The organism is Streptomyces colwelliae, assembly GCF_048158785.1.
Classification (GTDB): Bacteria; Actinomycetota; Actinomycetes; order Streptomycetales; family Streptomycetaceae; genus Streptomyces.
The window spans coordinates 1-398 of the sequence record NZ_JBLTJC010001038.1; the positions used below are offsets into that span (position 1 = coordinate 1).

Consider the following 398-nt stretch of genomic DNA (forward strand, 5'->3'; position numbering starts at 1 on the left):
TCGTTATACCGCCACGATGCTTCAGCATATTGCTGAAGATCGTGACGGGACAAACCATTAACCCAGCATCGATCCGGTTGCAATTAAATTACGGTGTAAGTCGAAGACGTGGCTAAGATCGTGGTGAATATGTCCGCCGGACGCATTTTCCAGATATCGATGCAGATAATCCCGATACATGGGATGTGCACAATGATCAATGGTGGTGCGGATAACGTTGTTATACGGATCCTGTGCGCCAAATCCACTGACCGCTTCGCTCCATAAATAACGTGCCGCACGCAACATGGCGACGTTCATAAACAGATCCATGCCAATGCCGAAGAAAAACGACAGGCGAGGGGCGAAGTCATCAATTTTCAGCCCGGCGGAGATTGCTGCTTTGATGTACTCAATCC

At 49.0% G+C, this 398-nt stretch carries 1 protein-coding gene; it reads right to left on the bottom strand.

The window, feature by feature from the left end; genetic code table 11:
• Nucleotides 1–57: 57 nt before the first annotated feature.
• Nucleotides 58–398 (bottom strand): methylmalonyl-CoA mutase family protein (locus ACNFOC_RS55725; RefSeq protein WP_416966489.1); only part of this gene is annotated, 341 nt, incomplete at its 5' end.